The sequence below is a fragment of the Flavobacterium sp. SM15 genome, assembly GCF_022012335.1.
Taxonomy (GTDB): domain Bacteria; phylum Bacteroidota; class Bacteroidia; order Flavobacteriales; family Flavobacteriaceae; genus Flavobacterium.
Genome location: NZ_JAKLTO010000003.1, coordinates 452,325 through 471,151 on the forward strand (window position 1 = coordinate 452,325; position 18,827 = coordinate 471,151).

At 38.0% G+C, this 18,827-nt stretch carries 15 protein-coding genes and 2 tRNA genes; 7 read left to right on the top strand and 10 right to left on the bottom strand.

Features of this window, described 5'->3' with window-relative positions:
* Positions 1-65 precede the first annotated feature (65 nt).
* The 3 genes from cdd to porU all read right to left on the bottom strand — a co-directional run bounded on the left by cdd (position 66) and on the right by porU (position 5,726).
* Positions 66-548 (bottom strand): cytidine deaminase, encoded by a 483-nt coding sequence (gene cdd / locus LZZ90_RS07730; RefSeq protein ID WP_237790106.1) that lies wholly within the window; start codon positions 546-548, stop codon positions 66-68.
* 73 nt (positions 549-621) lie between these two features.
* Positions 622-1,815, bottom strand: coding sequence for a type IX secretion system outer membrane channel protein PorV (gene porV, locus LZZ90_RS07735; protein ID WP_237790107.1), 1,194 nt, complete (start codon positions 1,813-1,815; stop codon positions 622-624).
* A gap of 38 nt (positions 1,816-1,853) precedes the next feature.
* Positions 1,854-5,726, bottom strand: coding sequence for a type IX secretion system sortase PorU (gene porU, locus LZZ90_RS07740; RefSeq protein ID WP_237790108.1), 3,873 nt, complete (start codon positions 5,724-5,726; stop codon positions 1,854-1,856).
* Positions 5,727-5,937: 211 nt separating this feature from the next.
* On the opposite strand from porU, the gene gldJ reads away from it, so the two are divergent.
* Entirely contained in the window at positions 5,938-7,647 is a 1,710-nt protein-coding gene (gldJ, locus tag LZZ90_RS07745; protein ID WP_237790109.1) for a gliding motility lipoprotein GldJ, read from the top strand.
* Between the two features lie 71 nt (positions 7,648-7,718).
* Positions 7,719-9,002, top strand: a complete 1,284-nt coding sequence (murF, locus tag LZZ90_RS07750) for a UDP-N-acetylmuramoyl-tripeptide--D-alanyl-D-alanine ligase (RefSeq protein WP_237790110.1) — start codon at positions 7,719-7,721, stop codon at positions 9,000-9,002.
* A gap of 146 nt (positions 9,003-9,148) precedes the next feature.
* On the opposite strand, the gene LZZ90_RS07755 is transcribed toward murF, so the two are convergent.
* The 3 genes from LZZ90_RS07755 to LZZ90_RS07765 form a co-directional block, all read right to left on the bottom strand.
* A tRNA-Val gene (locus LZZ90_RS07755) sits at positions 9,149-9,223 on the bottom strand.
* 37 nt (positions 9,224-9,260) lie between these two features.
* Positions 9,261-9,338: transfer RNA gene (locus LZZ90_RS07760), tRNA-Val, on the bottom strand.
* A gap of 73 nt (positions 9,339-9,411) precedes the next feature.
* A complete protein-coding gene (locus tag LZZ90_RS07765; RefSeq protein ID WP_237790111.1) occupies positions 9,412-10,626 on the bottom strand; it encodes a folylpolyglutamate synthase/dihydrofolate synthase family protein in 1,215 nt (404 codons plus the stop codon).
* A gap of 138 nt (positions 10,627-10,764) precedes the next feature.
* Between LZZ90_RS07765 and LZZ90_RS07770 the strand changes: the two genes are divergently transcribed.
* Entirely contained in the window at positions 10,765-11,478 is a 714-nt protein-coding gene (locus LZZ90_RS07770; protein ID WP_237790112.1) for a MotA/TolQ/ExbB proton channel family protein, read from the top strand.
* The gene (locus LZZ90_RS07775; protein WP_035629494.1) at positions 11,459-11,857 is read left to right on the top strand and encodes a biopolymer transporter ExbD; all 399 of its coding nucleotides are present in this window, start codon (positions 11,459-11,461) and stop codon (positions 11,855-11,857) included. Before LZZ90_RS07770 ends, LZZ90_RS07775 begins: the two co-directional genes overlap by 20 nt.
* A gap of 141 nt (positions 11,858-11,998) precedes the next feature.
* Here LZZ90_RS07775 and LZZ90_RS07780 read toward each other — a convergent pair whose 3' ends face one another.
* The 3 genes from LZZ90_RS07780 to LZZ90_RS07790 all read right to left on the bottom strand — a co-directional run bounded on the left by LZZ90_RS07780 (position 11,999) and on the right by LZZ90_RS07790 (position 14,861).
* The gene (locus tag LZZ90_RS07780; protein ID WP_237790113.1) at positions 11,999-12,631 is read right to left on the bottom strand and encodes a hypothetical protein; all 633 of its coding nucleotides are present in this window, start codon (positions 12,629-12,631) and stop codon (positions 11,999-12,001) included.
* A gap of 2 nt (positions 12,632-12,633) precedes the next feature.
* Positions 12,634-13,557 (bottom strand): energy transducer TonB, encoded by a 924-nt coding sequence (locus tag LZZ90_RS07785; protein ID WP_237790114.1) that lies wholly within the window; start codon positions 13,555-13,557, stop codon positions 12,634-12,636.
* Positions 13,558-13,634: 77 nt separating this feature from the next.
* A complete protein-coding gene (locus tag LZZ90_RS07790) occupies positions 13,635-14,861 on the bottom strand; it encodes a Glu/Leu/Phe/Val dehydrogenase dimerization domain-containing protein (protein WP_237790115.1) in 1,227 nt (408 codons plus the stop codon).
* A 194-nt stretch (positions 14,862-15,055) separates the two neighbouring features.
* Here LZZ90_RS07790 and LZZ90_RS07795 point away from each other — a divergent pair, with 194 nt between their 5' ends.
* Positions 15,056-15,649: a TetR/AcrR family transcriptional regulator gene (locus LZZ90_RS07795; RefSeq protein WP_237790116.1), complete on the top strand. Its 594-nt coding sequence runs from the start codon at positions 15,056-15,058 to the stop codon at positions 15,647-15,649.
* Positions 15,650-15,700: 51 nt separating this feature from the next.
* Entirely contained in the window at positions 15,701-16,537 is an 837-nt protein-coding gene (locus LZZ90_RS07800) for an alpha/beta hydrolase (RefSeq protein WP_237790117.1), read from the top strand.
* Here LZZ90_RS07800 and LZZ90_RS07805 read toward each other — a convergent pair.
* Entirely contained in the window at positions 16,527-17,600 is a 1,074-nt protein-coding gene (locus LZZ90_RS07805) for an anhydro-N-acetylmuramic acid kinase (RefSeq protein WP_237790118.1), read from the bottom strand. The two genes, LZZ90_RS07800 and LZZ90_RS07805, sit on opposite strands and share 11 nt — an antisense overlap.
* A gap of 86 nt (positions 17,601-17,686) precedes the next feature.
* Between LZZ90_RS07805 and LZZ90_RS07810 the strand changes: the two genes are divergently transcribed.
* A complete protein-coding gene (locus LZZ90_RS07810) occupies positions 17,687-18,826 on the top strand; it encodes an acyl-CoA dehydrogenase (protein WP_237790119.1) in 1,140 nt (379 codons plus the stop codon).
* Position 18,827 lies beyond the last annotated feature (1 nt).

The following is an 18,827-nucleotide window of genomic DNA, read 5'->3' on the forward strand; positions in this document are numbered from 1 at the left end:
TGCGAAATGCAAAAGTAACACTTCCTATTAAGAAGTGAAAATTTAAACTCAGGATTTTATAAATATCACAAAAAGTTTTTATCAAACATCAGGGGCAACAAATTCTTTAAAGAATCTGATTTATAAACTTTACCAACTGCTCCCATAAAATAAATTTCAATGGGTACATCCTGACGAAATTCATACTCAGCAATCGACTGACGGCACGCACCGCAAGGAGGAATCGGATCAGAAATCTCTTTATCATCTGCCGTTGCAGAAATTGCAATTTTCAAAATTTTAGCATCCGGATAAATAGCCCCTGCTTGAAAGATAGCCACACGCTCTGCACACAACCCAGACGGATAGGCAGCATTCTCTTGATTAGAACCCAACACCACCTTACCATTATCCAACAATATAGCCGCTCCCACTCTAAATTTGGAATAAGGGGCATAAGCTTTTTTCCTGATTTTAATCGCCTGACCCATCAATTCATTTACCTCTAAAGCAAGATCTTCACGGGAATCAAACACCGAAAACGTTGATGTAACACTAATACTCTTCATTCAATCACATTATTACAGACAAAAAATCCAAATTCAAAACGAATTTGGATAGTTTATTAATTAAATTTTATTCCTATAAATCATCATACGAATCACCAAAATTAAATGTTAAGGAGAATCGCAGTGTATTTTCCAGTGGGTTTCTTACTTTCGAAGTAGAGAACAAATACGAAACGTCTACTTTTACGATATTATATTTGAATCCTGCACCAATCGTTGCAAATTTTCTTGCCCCTTTCTCTATACTTTCATTGAAATACCCCGCTCTAAAAGCAAAAGAATCTTGATACCAATATTCTGCTCCTAAAGCCCAGGTAAACTCTTTCAACTCTTCACCAAAACCATCGGGCGCATCCCCAAAAGATTTAAAAATACCCGAAGCCCAGCCAATTTTTCTGTAACGTTGATTTGCTTCTGAATAAGCGGTACTTACTTCGCTTTGATCGATGTTTCCATCTCCATTCCTATCGGTTGGAACCACTTTTTCCGGAGTTGGAACCAATAATTTATTAACCTCACCAATTACGGAAACTTTATTGTACTCGTCCATGATGAAATCAAAACCTCCTCCTAACTTTAAATTCGAAGGTAAAAAGTTCGAACTGCGCTCCACATCTCCATCATAAGAGATTTTCGGCCCCAGGTTCTGGAAATTAAATCCTAAACGGTAACGCCCGTTAAAGTCGCTTAACGCAATTTCTTCCGACTGGTAAAACCCGGAAACATCAACCGCAAAAGAATTTGCCGCAGAAGCATCCACATTCTCCGATTGTACTTTTAGCGCAGAACGAATGTAACGTCCGGCAACCCCCATGGAGAATTGCTCGCTTAACTTTAGGGAATACGACAAATCAAAAGCCATTTCATTTGGGCTCACTGTTCGAGTTAACTCGTTCGGATCACCGGTTTCTCTTAATTCGATATCTCCTAAACCAAAATAACGCAAACTCGCCGCAAATGCACTACGATCGTTGAATCGGTTATAAAAAGTCACCTGCCCTAACGAAATATCATTGGCAATACTGGTCAAATAAGGAGTATAACTTACTGAAAAACCATATTTGTTAGGCGAAAAAGCATATTTTGAAGGATTGTACTGCTGTGAAAAAACATCCGCAGAAGTAGCAACTCCCATATCACCTAAACCGGCTGCTCGAGCATCGGCTGAAATTAAAAGAAAAGGAACTCCTGTGGTAATCACCCTATCTTGTGCATTAACTAATTGTGCTACAAGCAAAAACAGGATTCCAATTGATATTTTTTTCATTTTACCATTAAAATTAATTCAACAAATATACTATTTTATTAAAGGATTACAAGTTTCTCGATTTTTTCGGCCTTTTTATTTGTAATAGACGAACGCACCGTTAACTTATATACATAGACTCCTTTTCCAATTCGATCCCCAAAATCATCTTTACCGTCCCACTGAATTTCCCTGCAAAGAAAGCCATCAGTCGCTACAGATTGATTTATGGTTTTTACCACCTTACCGGTAATGGTCATAATCTGCACCTGAACATCCAAAGGCTCGAAAGGATGATTGTGCGAAAACCAAAATTCAGTATAACTCACAAACGGATTTGGATAATTCAAAACATTCGATAGTGACATGTCTTCATCCCCCATAACAACAAACTGAATATCCGCCATTGCAAAATTATTATACACATCCCAAACTTTGAGTGTCAGGGCATGCAGACCTTTTGCCAAATTCCTAAATGGAAAACGAATAACTCCATGGGTATAATCATTTGGCTGGGTTTCAAAATAATCATTTAAAATATAGGGTTTGGTTTCATCACCATCTAAAATAGCTACAATATCGTGACCAATACCACTAGCAGTATTAATTCCATTTTCATCCGAAAGAAAAGCCAACAAAATAGGCGAAGCATTGGTTATCCCTCCCGAAACAAAAGTTTCGTCATTCATATACAATCGAATCTTCGGCGGCTGATTGTCTGTAGGAGCATTAAGATTGATGTCTCCAATTCGGATATCTCTGCTGTATCCTGTATGGTCCTCTAACGGTTGGGTGTTTTTCGCATAAAAACTCACTTTTCCATTTCCAACCGGCATCATAATATCTTTAGGCACAATAAAACCAAACTCAAACTGACCGTTCACCACCGCGGCATTTCCACGAAAAACAGTTTCCCCAAGAGTTTCAAAAGGCATTATATACAATTGGTTTCCAACAAAGGTTCCATCATTACCCAAAGTTCTTCGCTGAATATTCTTATCAAAAATCTGCACAGCCAAATCACCTTTATAATTCGCGAGTAAATTCCCTGATTCATCCACAACTTCTCCTGAAAGCTTCACATAACTCAAGGCCTTCAAAATATCCGTAGATTGAGCAATGGGAACATCGTTAATTTTCGTCAAGCGCACTTCCGGTTTAGGAATCGCCAACTTTAAAGCCGGATCTCCAACATAAAAGACTACATTTCTATCACGAGAAGTTTGCGCGTTTTTAGTTAAGCGCAACGCCTCAGAAATAGTAGTATAATTTGTCGTATTAGCAGGAAACAATTTAGAAAACAATTCCCTGTTAATCACCTCACCCGGCCCCTTTCCAATTTCCCTAGTTGTTGTCACTAAAGCAATTGCACCTCCAGCCCTGTTCCAATACATATACTCCCCTCCGGTAGGCCGGTACGGATTATCAAAACGTGTAAACTCACAGGTTATTGTAACAAATAAAGGATAACGGTAGCGATTTTTAAGATTTTGCGCATCCACTTTCTCAAAAAGGCGCTCTTGAGCCAGACCGTCTTCACCTCCATGTCCAAAATAACTAGCCACCAAAGCACCACTTTCAATCTCATTTAAAAAATCGGCTTTGGCCGTCGGATATTGTTCACCCCCAGAAGTTGTAACCTGTAGATAAGCATCCGAGTGAATCTTTTTTGCATTTAAGAACGGCTTCCAACTTACCACATCATCAGCAAGACCATCTAAATCAAGTTCCAGGGTATAATCCTGTGTACCGTATTCTGCATCGTCAGAAAGGAAAACTACATTATTTCTCCATCTCCCATAAGATTTCTCATCGTGGTACTCAATTACTTTATTTACCATTTCATCAGCCTGAGCTACAGAACTCACAAGCATCCTTCCAACCGCCAAATCCAATCCTAAAGCAGTTTGCATTGTACCTTCGTTATCCCCCATGAGCACATAAAAATCATCCGACATAAAGGTGGAATAATTCGAAAAATTTTCAGAAGAACCTCCACTTGATGACGGACTTACAGGGAAAACAGACTGAAAAACAGGAACGACATTGGTATTGTTGAATATTACATTTTTATAATCAAAAGAAGTATCCCCAAACAAATTCACGTATTTAAAAGAATGACTTGAAAACAAACCACTGTTGTCGTAAATGTATTTGATTAAATTTCGAATTGCCCCAATATCCTGTTTCCCTGAGGAAAACTCTTGATAAATCAAAGGGAGCTCGACAACTTTCACATTCAACTGAGAATAGTTTCTGTGAAATTCAGCAAGACGCTCAGCCTGAGGTTTTAAAAAAGAAGGCGTTACAATCAAATAATCAAGCCCTTCATTAACACCCAGATTATTTTTAAAAATTGTTCCTTTCAAATCCTGATTGGCTATTCGTGTATTAGAAAGCGTAGGCGGCACATACACATCCGCCATATCCAGAGCCACATAACGGCGTTCAGATCCCATTGGCGCTTTGAACGAATAATTGGATTGTCCCGAAGTATCCAATTTTTCAACATTATAAATATCGGTCACATCCCAGACCTGTGAAATTCCGTTTGCAGATGAGAACTGATACTCTGCAACTCCAATATTTGTGGGAACCAAATCGTTTTTAAAGAAAAACTGACGCCCATATCCCTGAAGGCTTCTTTTTGCCACAACCGTAATATTATCCAGATAACCGTTTGAAGAAGGCACTCCTCCATTTACAAAATCAAGCCCAATGGAAATATTTGGCGAAGTAGCAGTGTAGGTTCCAATAAACACATTTTCATAGGCCGATACGTGAACTATTGCGCTTAGCGGAGTAAAACTCATGCTTCCGAGTTCCTGCCCATTTGCCTTAACTTTGAAAGACGTAGCATTATAAGAGGCTGAAATCGCATTCACTTTTACTTTTACAGGAACACTTGTAACAATATTCGGAAAAGTAAAACCAAACGATTGACTGTTTTCAAAATTAAAAGCTTCTCCTACCCATTTCCTACCTAAACGACCCACATTAATTTTATCAATTTCATGGTATTGATAATCATCAAAATCGGTAAAAACTCTATCCGGAGCAGCAGTTGGCTGAGTTAAAGCAGCCATACGCTTCCCATTCCCACCTTGAACCGTAACATAATAATAGGATTTTGAATCGTATAAATTCACACTTGTATAACTGTCTGTATTCCAAACATCTACTCCTTCTGCATAAAAAAGCACGTAATCTCCATCGTTGAAAACTCCATCCGATTCACCTACAACCTGAATTGCGTTTTCTTCCAAATCTTTAGGATAGTAAACAGAATTCTGAAGCGGAATCATACGTCCTCCGTTACCGTAAATTTTAATTCTCCTAGGATCTATATTGGTATCCAAGCCCAAACGCTGTAAAAAAGCCTTATCTAAGCGATAAACCCCAGATTTCTCTACATAAAATCGATACCAATCTCCGGTAGCCAAAACCGAATTGGTCAAGGTAAAACGCGCTGAGGAATCTTTAACCGAGTCTGCCTTATAAGAATATCGAAACGTAAATGATTTCACTTTTCGAACAACACCGCCTTCATTAATTATTGGGGAAAAAGTGATTAGTCCACTATAAACATCTCGCGCTATACTATAATTAAGAGACGCTTTTATCGAATTTGGCAGATTATCAAAAGAAAGATCTTTAAGGTCGTTTTTTGAAATGGTTTCGTAAACAATATTTGAAATTTCGAGAGACTTCTCATCTACAACCCCTTGGGCTGGGAAAAGTTTTTTAAACATTACCGTCTTGGTAGCAGGGTTAAACTCCAGATTTCTAACATTAAACTGAGGAATTAAATAAGCTATGGAATCAATATAATAATTAGTTGCCGGTTTCCAGTCCACAACTACCTCTTCCCTCTGCTGGGCCATGCAAAAGAAAGAAAAGAAAAAAATAATAACCTGTAACTGTTTTTTCATTCCTTTAGTAACGCTATATTGGTAAAGTTATTACAAATAGATAAAATATTTTCGGGAATAGCTAATTTTACACAATATATGTTATGCAAAAACGTTATACCGGAAGAGTTTAACAGTATTTTATATTTTTTTTAATAATTTGAAAAAAAGGTGTTGGAGTTTAATGGTTAATTACTATATTGCGGCACTAAATTTATTACCTACTTGAAGTATGAAAATTAGAAGAATTTTGACTTTACAGATGTTCGCAGCTTTAGCGCTAACAATATCTTTTGCAAGTTGCAGCAAAAAAGGGTCGTCTAAGGGAGGTTCTCAAGCAACAGGTTGGAAAATCAACGACAAAAAAGGTGGTTTCCAATACAACGACAAATTTAAAAAACAAGAAACTCCACCAGGAATGGTTTCCATTGAAGGGGGAACCTTTACAATGGGTAAAGTGGAGGACGACGTAATGCACGATTGGAACAATACTCCAAATCAGCAACACGTACAATCGTTCTTCATGGATGAGACTGAGGTTACCAACATGATGTATGCTGAATACTTGTTTTGGTTAAAAACCGTTTTCCCTCCAGATCAAGAAAACTACAAAAACATTTATACAGGTGCTCTACCTGACACGTTAGTATGGAGAAATCGTTTAGGATACAACGAAACGATGACCAACAACTACCTAAGACACCCAGCTTACGGAAGCTACCCAGTAGTTGGTGTTAACTGGATTCAGGCTTCTGAATTTAGCAAATGGAGAACTGACCGTGTGAACGAGGCTATCCTTGAAAGAGAGCAGTATTTGAAGAAAGATGCTAAAATCAATGAGGTAGATGCATCAAACACTTTCAGTACCGAGGCTTATTTAGCTAGTCCTTCTACAGCTCGTGGCGGAAACGAAGAAATTGTTTTCCGTGGGAAAGGTGCTAAAAAAGGTAAAGCAGCTAAACCTAAAACTACTAAAGATGGTAAAACCATCGAACCTAAAAACGTATTTGCTCAAAGATCATCAGGTATCATTTTGCCAGAGTACAGACTTCCAACCGAAGCTGAATGGGAATATGCTGCTACTGCATTAAACGGGATCCGTGAGTACAATATCTATAAAGGTAAAAAGAAATACCCTTGGAAAGGTCAATACACTCGCTCTGGAAAACGCCAAATGAGAGGTGATCAATTAGCCAACTTCAAACAAGGTAAAGGAGATTACGGCGGAATCGCAGGTTGGTCTGATGATGGTGCTGACATCACTAACAAAGTTAAAGCATATCCACCAAACGACTTCGGTTTATATGATATGGCTGGTAACGTAGCTGAGTGGGTACAAGACGTTTACCGTCCAATGGTTGACGACGAAGCTAACGACTTCAACTACTTCCGTGGTAACGTTTACACTAAAAACAAAATTGGCGAAGACGGTAAAGTGGAAATGGTTACTGCTGAAACTGTTAAATACGACACATTAAGCAATGGCAAAGTAATGGCTAGAAACTTCCCTGGTCAGATTGCACAAGTACCAGTTGACGAAAACGAAACCTATTTAAGATACAACTTCTCTACTTCTGACAACAGAAACTATAGAGATGGTGACAAGCAATCTACTCGTTATTTTGACTTTGCTGGTAGTGAAGAAGGAGATAAAAAAACTGATTCAAAAGTAATGTACAACTCTCCTAAACACATGATTTCTGTAGACAGTTTAGGAAACATGAACAGACAGTACGACAAAACCGCTATGAGCAAAAGAACTACTTTAGTAAACGATGATTCAAGAGTTTACAAAGGAGGTTCATGGAGAGACAGAGCGTATTGGCTAGACCCTGCTTCAAGAAGATACTACCCACAAGACATGGCAACTGACTACATTGGTTTCCGTTGCGCAATGTCTAAAGTAGGTCCAAAAGACAACAAGAAAAAACCAAGAGGTTAATTAAAATAAATTTTCATACTCTACAATAAAAGCCCTATTTTAGGGCTTTTATTTTTATATATACTTTTCATATGAAAATTGAGGAATTATACGAGTACTTTCTGCAATGCAAAACAATCTCTACTGATACACGGAAAATAGAATCTGATTCATTATTCTTCGCTTTAAAAGGAGACAATTTTGACGCTAATGAATTCGCACAGCAAGCCTTAAATAAAGGAGCTGCTTTTGTGGTTATTGACAATAAAAAGTTTCTTACCGACCAAGAGAAAATGATTTTGGTTCCCGACAGCTTAAAAACACTTCAAGAGCTAGCCAAGTACCATCGTCAGGAACTTGGATTACCTATCATTGCCCTAACAGGCAGTAACGGCAAAACCACCACCAAAGAACTAATCAACGTGGTATTGTCAAAAAAATACAAAACCAAGGCCACTGTTGGCAACCTAAACAACCACATTGGAGTCCCATTAACCTTGCTGTCTTTTAATGAAAACACCGATATCGGAATAGTAGAAATGGGTGCCAATCATCAAAAAGAAATTGAAATGCTTTGCCAAATCGCACAACCGGATTACGGTTACATCACAAACTTTGGAAAAGCACACCTTGAAGGTTTTGGAGGAGTCGAAGGAGTTATTAAGGGGAAAAGCGAACTTTACCAGTATTTAGAAGAGCATCAAAAAACAGCTTTTGTAAATTTAGATGACCCAACACAAAGAGAGAAATCCAACAAATTAAACCGCATTACTTTTTCTCAATCAGAAAAAGCCGACATTCAAATCGATTCCATTGAAGCAAATCCAATGGTAAAAATTGGATACAACAACCAAACAGTAAATTCACATCTAATTGGAATTTACAACGCCAACAACATTAACGCCGCAATAACAATTGGAAATTATTTCAATGTACCCGACTCCGATATTAAAGCTGCTATAGAAAATTACACCCCTGCAAACAACCGTTCACAGTTGATGGAGAAAAACGGCAATCAGATAATATTAGACGCCTACAATGCAAATCCAAGCAGCATGGCCGCAGCCATTGCTAATTTTATTCAATTGGATGCAAGTGCAAAAATTGCAATTTTAGGTGACATGTTTGAATTAGGGACAGAAAGCCTAGCAGAACACAAAAAAGTAATCGAATTACTTAACAACGAACCAACTATTGAAACCCATTTTGTAGGTAACGATTTTTACACAAACAAAATCGAAATTAAACATTTTCATTTCCACAACAGCTTTGAAAGTTTCGCTTCAGCTTTTAAAAACAACAAACCCACAAACAAAACCATTTTAATAAAAGGGTCCAGAGGCATGGCACTGGAACGAACTTTAGAACTACTATAAACTAAAAAGCACTTCAAATGAAGTGCTTTTTAGTTTATAGTAACAAAACGTTCAGAAAAAATCAATAGCAACGAATCTACGAAATCAAATACGAGCTTAACAAATACAATAAAAAAAACTCCCAAGTTTCCTTGAGAGTTTCTCTGTGGGCGATGAGGGGTTCGAACCCCCGACCCCCTCGGTGTAAACGAGGTGCTCTGAACCAGCTGAGCTAATCGCCCGATAATTCTTTTTATTATCAGTATGTTTTGATAAAAGTGGTGGGCGATGAGGGGTTCGAACCCCCGACCCCCTCGGTGTAAACGAGGTGCTCTGAACCAGCTGAGCTAATCGCCCTTTTATCTTGCAACGGCTTTTCCCGTATTGCGAGTGCAAATATAGTTGTATTTTTTACTTCTGCAAAATTATTTTAAACAATTTCTGCAACTACAAAGGTACTTCCGCCAATATAAATAAAATCATTGCTCTTAGAAATAAGCAAAGCATTCCGATAAGCTTCTGAAACAGAATTAAATACCCTACCTTTTAAACCAAATTCGGCAGCTTTAAGCTCTAAAATTTTTTCATCCAAACCACGCGGTACATTAGGCCTACAGAAAAAATAATTGGCATTTTTAGGAAACAAAGGCAAAATATCATCTAAATCTTTATCGTTTACCACTCCCAAAACAAAATGCACTTGTTTAAATGTTTCCTTTTGAATCTGATTCAGCACAATTTTCAATCCATGACTGTTATGAGCTGTATCACAAATCACCTTCGGGTTGGAATGGATCTGCTGCCAACGTCCAAGTAAACCCGTGTTGCGCACTACATTCAACAAGCCTTTTTCTAAATCAGCTTCTGAAATTTCAAAATTTCTTTTTAGAACCTCAACAGTTTGCACCACCGTTTTCTTATTATGCACCTGATAATCGCCTAACAAACCACACGGATATTCTTTCTGAATCAAATCGGAAGCAAAATGAATCTCAGCACTACATACTTTTGCCTTTTCTAAAAAAACCGGTTTCGTTTCCTCTGTATATTCGCCGATCACAACGGGAATATTCGGCTTAATAATACCAGCTTTCTCACCAGCAATTTCCTCCAAGGTAGTACCTAAAAACTGCGTATGGTCAAAACCAATATTGGTAATTACCGAAACCAACGGCGTAATTATGTTGGTTGAATCCAACCTTCCTCCCATTCCTACTTCAATCACGGCAACATCAACCTGCTCTTTTGCAAAATAATCAAAAGTCAAACCAACGGTCATTTCAAAGAAACTCAACTGGTTTTCTTCAAAAAAAGGTTTATTCGCATCAATAAAATCGACCACAAAATCTTCCGATATCATTGCTCCGTTAATCTTAATGCGCTCTCTGAAATCCTTTAAGTGCGGTGAAGTATAGAGCCCAACCTTATAACCCGCCTCCTGCAGCACCGAGGCAATCATGGACGAAGTAGACCCCTTTCCGTTAGTACCTGCCACATGCACACATTTAATGGATTTTTCAGGATTTCCCAAATGCCTAGCAAGCAAAATCGTGTTGGTCAAATCCTTCTTATAGGCCGATGCTCCTTGCTGTTGATACATGGGCAATTGGGCAAACATCCACTGTAAAGTTTCGGGATACGTCATTTTGGAATACATTTTGCTGTTAAAATCTATACCGATAAAATAAATAATCTTTTTTTTAGTTTATTAGGGTATAGAAATTTATCTTTATTGCAAAATTGAGATTATTTTTAAAATAAATTATAGCTATCATTCGAATTTATGACTGGATTTTTTTTACAAGTACAAAATGACTCCATCGCTCAGGCTGCCGGCGCTGTTGTAGAAGGAGTAGTAAAAGACAACGAGATTTCCGTATTGGAATTCATCTTAAAGGGAGGAATCTTTTTAATCCCGATTGCGATTTTATTATTCTACACGATTTACGTAATCATTGAACGCTTCCTATACATCAAAAAAGCCACAAAAACCGACCCACATTTAATGAAAGACATTCGCACGCATCTTAATGCCGGGAATATTGATATGGCTATTTCTGCTGCGGAACGTGACGGTGCTGCTTCTGCTATTGTGATCAAAGAAGGGATTCAAACCATCGGACGACCAATTTCAGAAATCGAATCGAACATGGAAAAGATGGCCAACATCGAAATTGGAGAAATGGAGAAAAAATTAGGCGTTCTAGGACTTATCGCCGGTATCGCGCCAACTCTTGGGTTCATCGGAACCATTTCCGGGGTAATCAAGATTTTCTACAGTATTTCAGTAACGGAAAACATCAGTATCGGAAACATTTCCGGAGGTTTATACGAGAAAATGATCAGTAGTGGAGCCGGGCTTATCGTGGGGATTATCGCGTATTCCGCTTACCACTTGTACAACAGCATGATCGACAACTATTCACTGAACATGCAAAGACACGTACTGGAATTCGTTAACATAATTCAGAGACCAAATGCCGATAAAACGAAATAAACGCTTTCACGCAGAAGTCGCCACGAGTTCCCTGAGCGACATTATGTTCTTCCTGCTTTTGTTCTTTTTGATCATCTCAACTTTGGCCAATCCGAATGTGATTAAGATGACGCTTCCCAAATCGAAGAACAACGAAAAGACCAATAAGCAACTTATAAGCTTGTCTGTAACGGAAGAAAAACGCTTTTTCCTGGACAAACAGGAAGTGCCTTTCGACCAATTGGAAAAAGAATTGCTTACCAAAATTGGCGACAATAAAGAACAAGCCGTTGTAGTGCGTATTCCGTACAACTTACAAGTGCAAGACCTAGTTGACGTATTGCAAATTGGGGTAAAAAACAACCTGAAATTTGTAATTGCCACCAGTGCCTCGAAATAATATTTTTAGAAGCCGGGAACCTGTTTTCCACTCTATCTTTTATAAAAAAAAGCCATTCAAACGAATGGCTTTTTTTTATAAAAGGATGCCGCTGCAACCAGGGCTATTAAATTTGTTTGAAAACACGATTAGCTTTTCAACCTAATCATTAGGCAACTTAGCAGTTTTAATAAACTCAAAATCTTCTTTGGTTGTGAAATACTCTAAACTTAAAATCAATATTATTTTACTAACGAACGTTACTTTCTGCATAATCGCTAACAATTCAAAATCTCCAGAACCATAAAGATACATGGTATAATAAAATATGAGAAGGCTGGTAATACAAAGGAATTTAAAAAAATGCAGTTTTGATTTTAAAACAAAAACCGTAATATAAAATATACTCACCAAAAACATAGTCCCAGAAACCACAATCATTTGATCGTGTAACGGTGTTACAATTAAAAAAGTAAAAAACGTTCCTCCAGCTCCTAAATATTTGACAACCTTTGCTGCATGCTTATCAGGAATCCTCTTTGAAAACCCAATAAAAAACAGAGCCAGACTCATTGAAAACAAAAACACACCAACATCAGCCCAAATTCTTGAGGGATTTTCCAAACCGTTGATTGCTTTCTCTGCAAAAAGATTACTTATGAAATTTTTGGTCCAATCAAAACCAATAGAATTTTTATCAAAAAGAGAACCACCCGGATACACCAAAGTGGCTATAAAAACAAGGGACAACGAAACCGTCATCCCTAACAATACAGTATGCTTTTTTATTTGCATAATTAATTCAAACTAAAGCTGTAAATAATTTTTCCAACTTGTCGTTCCGGTGCGTCCTCACTAGCCTGCCATCTGGTGTTCATCGCTGCAATTCGCGCCTGATCAAGCAAACATTTAGCCGTATTGGTGGTTCCTTTGATTCCTGGTGTCGCCGAAATCGTTTTACCGGATTTATCCACAGAAACCTCAACTACTACTTTACCTTCTTCATTACAGTTATAGTTTGGCGATGGTTTGGACAATGCTTTTCGGTTTCCAAGGGAATAACCTGCGCCATTCCCCAGCCCGTGACCACTTCCGTTGCCGCCACCGGAACCGCTTCCGCTTCCCGGGCCTGTTCCTGTGCCGTTACCTGTGCCGTTCCCGCCACCAGTTCCACCTCCGGAACCACCAGAACCGTAATAACCGTTGGAAGCTAAATCTCCATTGCTTTTCCCTTTATTTCCGGCTTGGTTATCGTCACCGTCACCGCCTTTTTTGGAACCGTTCATTAAATTAGCCAAAGCATCGTTGGTATTTTTAGAAACCGTAGGCTTTTTAACCTCAACTGGTTTGGGATCGGTTTTTACCACCGGTTTTGTTTTTACAGGATTTGGATTTTTTGGAATCACTACCGCATTATCTTCCGGTGTATCGCTGGAAATGATATCTTCTTCCTGAGCCGATGTTGCCGCTACTTGTTTCACGTCATTTTTAACATTCAGCACTTCACTTTGGTAGTTATCCCCCATTCCAACATCACTGTCTCCGAAGTTGATGGTCACTCCACCTCCGCCACCTCCTCCACCTAACATGGCTAAGGTTTCCGGATTTGTGGGAGGCCAAAATCGGATAAAAAACAAAAGCAGCAGTAAAAAGGCGTAGATCACTATTGTTAACAATAACGACTTCCTTTTTTCTGCTGCTGATATATCAAACTGTTCCATATTCCTAACTCTTACTCAAACAATAATAACGAAAATACGCTTTTTTTGTTATGTTCAAAGAGCTAAATATACAAGAATTATACCAATTGTTTCAACGCAATTTCAAAAGCTCTTGCGCTAATATTCTTCTTGTCGGAACTTACATCATAAGTTTTTTGAATCGCCGCTTTAATAATATCCGAAGTATCATTAAAAATCGCCTCATCTGTCATAGCAACTTTTTTCTCCATGAAATAAGCAAAAACACGCGCCATTCCACAGTTGGAGATAAAATCCGGAACCAAACTTACTTTAGCATCCACTTCTTCCATAATAGGTCCGAAAAAGATTTCTTTATCTGCAAATGGTACGTTAGCTCCACAAGAAATCACTTCCAATCCTGCTGCCACCATACTATCCACTTGAGCTTTAGTAACCAATCTTGAAGCCGCACACGGAGCAAAAACCTCTGCACCAATCGACCAGATTTTCTCATTGATTTCCGCAAATGGGATCATGTTATCCGCCACTAACGTATTACCGTTTTTATTTAAGAACAAGGTTCTGATTTCTTCAAAAGAGAAACCGTTTTCGTTGATCACTCCTCCATCTCTATCAATGATTCCGACAACTTTAGCTCCCATTTCAGCTAAATAGAAAGCAGCTGCAGAACCTACGTTTCCGAAACCTTGAACGATCGCTTTTTTCCCTTGCACATTACCTCCGTAAATATCATAAAAATGACGAACAGCCTGAGCTACTCCATAACCGGTAATCATATCGGCAACTGTATATTTTCTGTTGATGTCTGGTGAAAAAGTCGTGTTCTCGATCACTTTTACCACACCTTGACGCAATTGTCCGATGCGGTTGATTTTATCTGCTTCCGTTGGTTTGAAATGCCCGTTGAAAACACCTTCCTGTGGATGCCAAACTCCACATTCTTCCGTCATTGGAATTACTTCGTGGATTTCGTCTACGTTCAAATCGCCTCCGGTTCCGTAGTAGCTTTTCAATAATGGAGAAACCGCTTTATACCAACGCTGTAAAACACCTTGTTTTCTAGGATCGTTCGGGTCAAAATTGATTCCTGATTTCGCACCACCGATAGCTGGCCCTGAAACCGAGAATTTCACTTCCATTGTTTTTGCTAACGAAAGTACTTCATTCATATCCAATCCCTTACGCATACGAGTACCACCACCGGCAGCTCCTCCACGTAACGAATTAATTACTGTCCAACCTTCTGCATCAGTTTCCGGATCTTTCCAATGGAACACCACTTCTGGTTCTTTATTTTCGAATTTTTTAAGTAAATCTTTCATATTAGTGTTTGTGTTATTTTTTAAAAAAAATGGTCTCGAAAATTTTTTTAATCGGGTTTGCAAACAAACATTTGTCTATTGCGATTTCATCTGTAAAATGAAATTTTGATATGCAAATCTAGCTCGTTTCAAACAATGTAAAAAAGAAAATTTATTTTTTTTTGCCGTTTCGATACCGATTGGTATCTTTGCGTATGCGATCCTCTGAAATAACAAAAGCAAAAGTACTCAAAGAAGCGACTACCCTATTCAATACAAAAGGGTACAAATCTACGTCATTAAGCGATATTACTGAGGCTACAGGCTTAACCAAAGGTGCTATTTACAGACATTTTGAGAGTAAAGAAAGCCTTGAAATTGAAGCTTTTCAAAAAATGATGCAGGCTATTTTCATCACATTAAATGAGAGGATAAAGGCCGAAAACAACACCAGGGACAAGCTGTTTTGCGTTCTGGATTTATTCAAGAGTTACATCACAAATCCGTTTGTTGTGGGTGGTTGCCCACTATTGAATGTTGCCATTGAAGTAGATGACACCAATTTAGAATTGAAAGAAAAAGCACAACAAGCTCTATCTGTTTTTCGGAACTCTGTCGAGAAAATAATCATCAATGGAAAAACACATAAACAAGTTAGGAATTTAGTGAACGAAAAGTTAGTCGCAACGGTACTAATTTCAAGCCTTGAAGGCGGAGTCATGATGAGCAAACTGCAAAATTCAAACGCTGATATTGAGATCGTGGTGAACCACTTAAAAAACTGGATAGTTTCTGATATATTACTGTAAAAAAATTTACCCTAAACGATACCGATCGGTATCTTAAAATAAAAAACAAGTATGAATTCGAAAAAAATAATGCAAAAATCGATAGGATTTTATTTCAATTTTCTTTCTTTCACACATCCTAAAAAACTAAAAAAGGAAGGTTTTCAACTTTTTTGCAATCCGTTTGCCCGAAAACTCAAACCACATCAATTGGAATTTTTAGAAAATGGTTTAGCGCATAGTCTTACGGTTGACAATTACAAAATCCAAACCTATAAATGGGGCAATGGAAGTAAAAAAATACTTTTAGTTCATGGCTGGGCCAGTCATTCGTTTCGATGGAAAGCCTATATTGAACATTTGACCAAAAACGACTTTACGGTGTATGCACTGGATGCTCCCGCTCACGGCTTATCTTCAGGGAAATTCGTTCATGTTGTTTTGTATGCGAAAGTGCTTAATGCTTTTTTAAAAGCAAATCAAGACATTCAATACATTGTAAGTCATTCTATCGGAGGATTTGCAACAACCTATTATTTAGATCACTACAAAGAACATTCTCTTGAGAAAGTAGTTATTATGGGCGCTCCGGGAGAAGCTTCCGATTTTTTTGATTTTTACAAACAAACCTTAGGATTAACCACAAAATCAGTCAACTTGATAATTGATGAGTTTGAAAAGCAGTTAGGAAAAGTGCCAAGCTATTTTTCGAGTGCAAAATTCGCAGAAAGCATTACCCTACCCGCTTTAATCGTACATGATAAAGATGATTTAGCTACCAATTTTAATTATTCCATCCGATTAAACAAACATTGGAAAAACAGCGAATTGATTCTTACTGAAGGATTAGGCCACGATTTAAAAAGCAAAGACTTAATGAAAAAAGTCACCCATTATATTATGAACTAAATTCATAAATCACTCCTGAACTATGATTTCTGGAAGCTCCGGTAACGCTTGCCAGCACATTAACTTCGTTTCTAAGTTTTAAAACGCCTAATAAAGCAAAAATTAAGGCTTCTTTAAATTCGATGGTTTTGGCATCCGGAACAACCAGCTTCATTTTCGGGAGACAAGCCTGCATTTGCTCAATAAGAAAATTGTTATAGGCACCACCTCCAGTTACTAAAAGAGTTCCGTGCTTTTTTGGTAAAGCTGCTGCGATTTGAAAAGCAATGTGTTCCGTAAAGGTTCGAAGTTTATCTTCTACTGAAATCGGATAGTTTTCCATCATCGGAAGGACAACCGTTTTCACAAATTCAAAACCTAAAGACTTCGGATAACTTTTACTGTAGAACTCTAACGCATTCAGTTCCGATAATAATTCGGTCGAAACTTTACCGCTTTTTGAAATCTGTCCTTTATCGTCGTACTTCAATCCCAATTTATCAGCATAAAAATTCAAAACCGTATTTACCGGAGAAATATCAAAGGCGATGCGGTTGTCGTTTTCCTCGAAAGAAACATTGGAAAAACCACCCAGATTCAAGCAATAATCATAATCTGAAAACAAAATACGATCGCCAATGGGAACTAAAGGAGCACCTTGTCCTCCGAGTTGTACATCTTGAACCCGAAAATCACAAACTACTTTTTCATTCAGCAATTCAGCAATTTTTGGAAGATTCCCAATTTGAAGGGTAAAACCATTTTGAGGTTGATGCAGGATTGTATGCCCGTGTGAACAAACGGCATCGAGATCTTTAATTTGATGTTTTTCTATGAAATCACGAATGATTGCCGCTAAAACTTCGGTGTATTCTTCATTTAGCTGAAGGAGTTCTTCTTTAGAAAAATCCACTGCATTTTTTAATCGATCAACCCAATCTTCCGAGTAGGCAACAGTCTCACTTTCAAAAATTTGAAAATCCCATTTATTCTTTTCTATGGTAAAATGAATGTGTGCCAAATCCACACCGTCCAGCGAAGTTCCCGACATCACTCCCACAACCTTATACGTCTTATTTTGCATGGGTTAAAATTAGGCAATCTAATTGAAAATAGGAGAATTATATCTATATTTGGGCACTTTTAAAATCAAAACAAAACAATATACAAATGAACTTTAACTTATCCGAAGAACATTTAATGATTCAGCAGGCAGCCAGAGATTTTGCTCAGACTGAATTGTTACCGGGTGTAATCGAAAGAGATGAGCATTCGACTTTCCCAACTGAACAAGTAAAGAAAATGGCAGAACTTGGCTTTTTGGGAATGATGGTAGATCCGAAATACGGTGGTGCTGGTTTAGATAGTATTTCCTATGTTTTAGCGATGGAAGAAATTGCTAAAGTGGATGCTTCTGCGGCAGTTATTATGTCTGTTAACAACTCATTAGTTTGTGCAGGTTTAGAAAAATATGGTTCTGAAGAGCAAAAAGTAAAATATTTAACGCCACTTGCAAAAGGAGAAGTAATCGGCGCATTCTGTTTATCTGAGCCAGAAGCAGGTTCTGATGCCACTTCACAAAGAACAACTGCCATCGATATGGGCGATCATTATTTGGTAAACGGTACTAAAAACTGGATTACCAATGGAGGAACTGCTTCTACGTATTTAGTAATTGCTCAGACGGATGCTTCTAAAGGTCACAAAGGAATCAATGTTCTCATTGTTGAAAAAGGAATGCCAGGTTTTGAAGTTGGCCCGAAAGAAAAGAAAATGGGAATTCGTGGTTCTGATACTCATACCTTATTATTTAATGATGTAAAAGTTCCAAAGGAAAACAGAATTGGAGCTGATGGTTTTGGTTTTGCTTTCGCCATGTCAACTTTAAATGGTGGACGTATTGGAATTGCTTCTCAAGCATTAGGAATTGCTCAAGGTTCATATGAATTAGCATTAAAATATGCGCAAGAACGTGTGGCTTTTGGAAAACCAATTTTCAATCACCAAGCGATCGCCTTCAAATTAGCGGATATGCACGTGAAAACTACAGCGGCCAGATTGTTAATTCACAAAGCGGCTTCTGAGAAAGATCAAGGATTAGATATTGCACATTCTGGAGCCATGGCAAAATTATATGCGTCTGAAATTGCTTTAGAAGTTGCTAATGATGCCGTTCAAATTCATGGAGGAAATGGTTATGTTGCTGAATACCACGTTGAACGAATGATGCGTGACTCAAAAATCACTCAGATTTACGAAGGAACTTCAGAAATTCAGAGAATTGTAATTTCAAGAGGATTAGTAAAATAAT

Bases quoted from the DNA above. Each gene is read 5' to 3' on its own strand.
- cdd (WP_237790106.1), bottom strand. From the start codon at position 548: ATGAAGAGTATTAGTGTTACATCAACGTTTTCGGTGTTTGATTCCCGT.
- porV (WP_237790107.1), bottom strand. From the start codon at position 1,815: ATGAAAAAAATATCAATTGGAATCCTGTTTTTGCTTGTAGCACAATTA.
- porU (WP_237790108.1), bottom strand. From the start codon at position 5,726: ATGAAAAAACAGTTACAGGTTATTATTTTTTTCTTTTCTTTCTTTTGC.
- gldJ (WP_237790109.1), top strand. From the start codon at position 5,938: ATGAAAATTAGAAGAATTTTGACTTTACAGATGTTCGCAGCTTTAGCG.
- murF (WP_237790110.1), top strand. From the start codon at position 7,719: ATGAAAATTGAGGAATTATACGAGTACTTTCTGCAATGCAAAACAATC.
- LZZ90_RS07765 (WP_237790111.1), bottom strand. From the start codon at position 10,626: ATGACGTATCCCGAAACTTTACAGTGGATGTTTGCCCAATTGCCCATG.
- LZZ90_RS07770 (WP_237790112.1), top strand. From the start codon at position 10,765: ATGACTGGATTTTTTTTACAAGTACAAAATGACTCCATCGCTCAGGCT.
- LZZ90_RS07775 (WP_035629494.1), top strand. From the start codon at position 11,459: ATGCCGATAAAACGAAATAAACGCTTTCACGCAGAAGTCGCCACGAGT.
- LZZ90_RS07780 (WP_237790113.1), bottom strand. From the start codon at position 12,631: ATGCAAATAAAAAAGCATACTGTATTGTTAGGGATGACGGTTTCGTTG.
- LZZ90_RS07785 (WP_237790114.1), bottom strand. From the start codon at position 13,557: ATGGAACAGTTTGATATATCAGCAGCAGAAAAAAGGAAGTCGTTATTG.
- LZZ90_RS07790 (WP_237790115.1), bottom strand. From the start codon at position 14,861: ATGAAAGATTTACTTAAAAAATTCGAAAATAAAGAACCAGAAGTGGTG.
- LZZ90_RS07795 (WP_237790116.1), top strand. From the start codon at position 15,056: ATGCGATCCTCTGAAATAACAAAAGCAAAAGTACTCAAAGAAGCGACT.
- LZZ90_RS07800 (WP_237790117.1), top strand. From the start codon at position 15,701: ATGAATTCGAAAAAAATAATGCAAAAATCGATAGGATTTTATTTCAAT.
- LZZ90_RS07805 (WP_237790118.1), bottom strand. From the start codon at position 17,600: ATGCAAAATAAGACGTATAAGGTTGTGGGAGTGATGTCGGGAACTTCG.
- LZZ90_RS07810 (WP_237790119.1), top strand. From the start codon at position 17,687: ATGAACTTTAACTTATCCGAAGAACATTTAATGATTCAGCAGGCAGCC.